Annotated in this window: 4 protein-coding genes; 3 read left to right on the plus strand and 1 reads right to left on the minus strand. The window is 63.2% G+C overall.

Going from position 1 to position 3,094, the window contains the following annotated elements; genetic code table 11:
• Positions 1-83, minus strand: an 83-nt coding sequence (locus tag Q7T26_10155; protein MDO8532503.1) for an NAD-dependent epimerase/dehydratase family protein, incomplete at its 3' end; no start/stop codon positions are given.
• Between the two features lie 614 nt (positions 84-697).
• Here Q7T26_10155 and Q7T26_10160 point away from each other — a divergent pair.
• The 3 genes from Q7T26_10160 to Q7T26_10170 all read left to right on the plus strand — a co-directional run.
• Positions 698-2,095 (plus strand): class I SAM-dependent methyltransferase, encoded by a 1,398-nt coding sequence (locus Q7T26_10160; GenBank protein ID MDO8532504.1) that lies wholly within the window; start codon positions 698-700, stop codon positions 2,093-2,095.
• 19 nt (positions 2,096-2,114) lie between these two features.
• Complete coding sequence (locus tag Q7T26_10165; protein MDO8532505.1) at positions 2,115-2,609, plus strand: hypothetical protein; 495 nt, start codon at positions 2,115-2,117, stop codon at positions 2,607-2,609.
• An 84-nt stretch (positions 2,610-2,693) separates the two neighbouring features.
• Positions 2,694-3,094, plus strand: a 401-nt coding sequence (locus Q7T26_10170; protein MDO8532506.1) for a DUF3024 domain-containing protein, incomplete at its 3' end; no start/stop codon positions are given.

Raw genomic sequence — 3,094 nt, forward strand, 5'->3', positions numbered from 1 at the left:
ACGTCGTGGCCGGCGGCCACGAAGCCGTCCACTATATGGGAGCCGATGAAGCCGGCGCCGCCGGTGACCAGGACTTTCGCCATCCCGCGCCTCACTCGGAAGAAGAGATTCGCAGGCAAACGAGCAGCATTATACCACGGCCTTCACTCCCCAGCGCGGCGCGCACCGCGCAGAAGCCGCCGAAAGCGCGCCAGCTTCCGGTCTTTCTCACATAACGTTAGCTTTTCCCGCCGTTTGTTTTACGAAACCTGCCGGATACTGCCCCCCCCCGCAACGAGAAGACTATTGACAGGACGGGCTGTGCGCGCTATGGTGCCCATTGGCGACCCCAGTGGCATGCCACGTGACGCGTGCGGGGTCTGATCAATTCTGTGCAAAGAGGACTGCGGGAGCCTAACTTTTCTCCCGGAAGAACGTTGTACGTTGCGGTAGACTGCGAAAGACGGCAAGAGACGACAGTTGTTTGCGACCATCTCCATTGGCCTTCTATCTCTGAGGACACTGGGGGCGATCCCTCCAGCCTACATAGAGCCAACGGCGGGCGGACTCCTGCTTCAAATAGTGCTTGGTGGTACGGCGGGAATGCTCGTCCTGGGCAGGCTTTTCTGGCATAGCTTTACCTCCAAGTTTCGGCGCAGGCGCGGGAAGCCTGAAGACAAACCCACGGCCAGCCTTCCGCAGGACCACTAAAAGGCACATGCTCACTCCGAACGGGATATCCTTTGATCCCGGCTCGTTCAAGGACCCATACGGCGGCGTCCTCCTCTACAACAACAGGGTCTTCCGCTATTTCACCGCCTCAGGCGCGGCCACCTTCCACGCGGTAGTCGCGTCCGGCCTCTTGGACACGCTGGTCCAGAAGGACGCCGTCGTGGAGGCCCGCGCCGTGGGCCTGTCCGACGTTCCGGGGCTTGCCCAGGCGGCGCCCGACGCCGCGCTCGTCGTGGAGCACCCGCGCCTGCCGTTCGTCTCCTACTGCTACGAGTGGCCATTCGAGATGCTCAAAGCCGCCGCGCTGTGCCACCTTGACATCCTGTCCGCGGCCCTGGAAAAGGGCTTTATCCTCAAGGACGCAACGCCCTATAACATGCAGTTCATCGGGACGCGACCCGTCTTCGTGGACGTCGCCTCCTTCGAGCCTTACGCGGAGGGGCGGCCATGGAACGCGTACAGCCAGTTCTGCCACCTTTTCCTCAACCCGTTGCTGCTGCAGGCCCTCACCGGCGTCCGGTTCCAGGGCTGGCTGCGGGGCGCTCTGGACGGGGTCTCCCCCGAAGACCTGAGCCGCGTGCTTTCATGGCGCCACAAGCTGCGCCCTTCTGTCTTCGTGCACGTGGCGCTCCACGCGTGGCTTGAGGGGAAGGCGCGCTCTGCGCCGGACAAGGTCTCCGTTCCGGAGAGGACGGTCGGCAAGAAGCAGATTGTCCGCCTGGTCACGCAGCTCCGCAAGGCCTTGTACGGCCTTGCGCCGGGGCGCTCCGCCTCCGCATGGACAAGCTACGACGAGGACAACACGTACAGTCCGGACGCCCGCGCCCGCAAGGACGCCTTTGTGGAGGGCATCCTGGCGGCGTCCAGGCCAAGGGTCGTCTGGGACATGGGATGCAACACGGGACGCTACGCGCTGCTGGCCGCGCGCCACGCCGGACACGTCGTGGCGATGGACGGCGACCCCGACGCCGTGGACATGCTGTACAGGCGCGCCCGCACGAGCGCCCCCAACATCCTGCCCCTGGTGGCCAATCTCCTGGACCCATCGCCGGAGCGCGGCTGGGCGCAGGCTGAACGGCGCGGCCTCCTCCAGCGTGGCCCCGCGGACGTGGCCCTGTGCCTGGCGCTGGCGCATCACCTGTCTATTGGCGGCAACGTCCCGCTGCCGCGCGTGGCCGCGTGGCTGCGGCGGACGGCGCGGAGCGTCATCGTGGAGTTCGTGCCAAAGGATGACCCCGGCGCCCAGAAGCTCCTGCGCTGGAAGGAAGACATCTATCCCGGGTACACGCAGGCCGCCTTCGAGGCGGCCCTGCACGAGCACTTCCAGATAAGCGACCAGTGCCGGCTGCCGGACTCCGGTCGTATACTATACAGTCTGACCTAGCCCGCATCAGGAGCGTCGCGTGCGCTTTACGAAATGGTGGCACAGTCTCGCCATAAGCTTCAGCGTCGTCACGTGGGGACTGGCGCAGCCACTGTATACCATCATCACCGGCAACGCCATCTTCGCCCGTGGGACAGGGCCAGCGCTCCTCCTGATGATGCTCGTGTATCAGGCGCTGCCAACGGCGGGCCTGTTCCTTCTGGACCGCGCCATTATCCGCCTCTGGGGAGCCGGGAAGGTCCTCCGCGCATACCGGACGGTCCTGTTCGCCGGTGCCAGCCTCATCTTTCTGCGAAGCATCCAGTTGAATTATCTCCGCCTGGCGTCCTTCCTGGCTGAGGACGTCAAGATATGGCTGGTCGTGGGCCTAGTCGCGGCCATCGCTGGCCTTGCTGTGTTTGCGCACCGCGCAGCTACAAGAACGTTCCTTTACCTTTCCTTCGCCTCGGTTGTCCTTACAGGTGTCTTCGTCTATCAGGCGAACCTGCTGAGCACAGCCTGGAGTAGCCCGTGAGCGGAGGTCGCCGCCTCCCAAGAGACCGATCGCGCCAAGAAGGACCCCATTTTCATCATCATCTTTGACGGCTTGGGCCGACACGTGCTCTTTAAAGATGGGCAGATCGACCGGGAGCGCTTCCCTAGCTTTGCCGCCCTTGGCGGGGACAGCGCAGTGTTCACCAACGCCACATCCAACTACGGCATGACTGCTCTTTCGATACCCAGCTTCCTCACCGGGAGATGGCTGCCGCCCGAAGATTTCCAAGGAAATCTGTGCCTTCAATCCACCGGCCCCTGTGCTGACAGTGTTCTACGCGCCCTGGCAGCCAATGGCTACGTCGTCGAGTTTTTTGAAATCAGGCCCGATTGGCAGGATGCCTCCATCATCCGCCACCATCCGTATGCAAAAATCCGGTTCGTGAAAAACCAACAGGTTTGGAAATTGTACTGGCGAAGAGCGAGCGAGAAGTACGAGTCTTATCGGCCGTTCCCGGAGTCTGC

The sequence above is a fragment of the Dehalococcoidia bacterium genome (genome assembly GCA_030648205.1).
In the GTDB taxonomy this organism is placed as follows: domain Bacteria; phylum Chloroflexota; class Dehalococcoidia; order JAUSIH01; family JAUSIH01; genus JAUSIH01.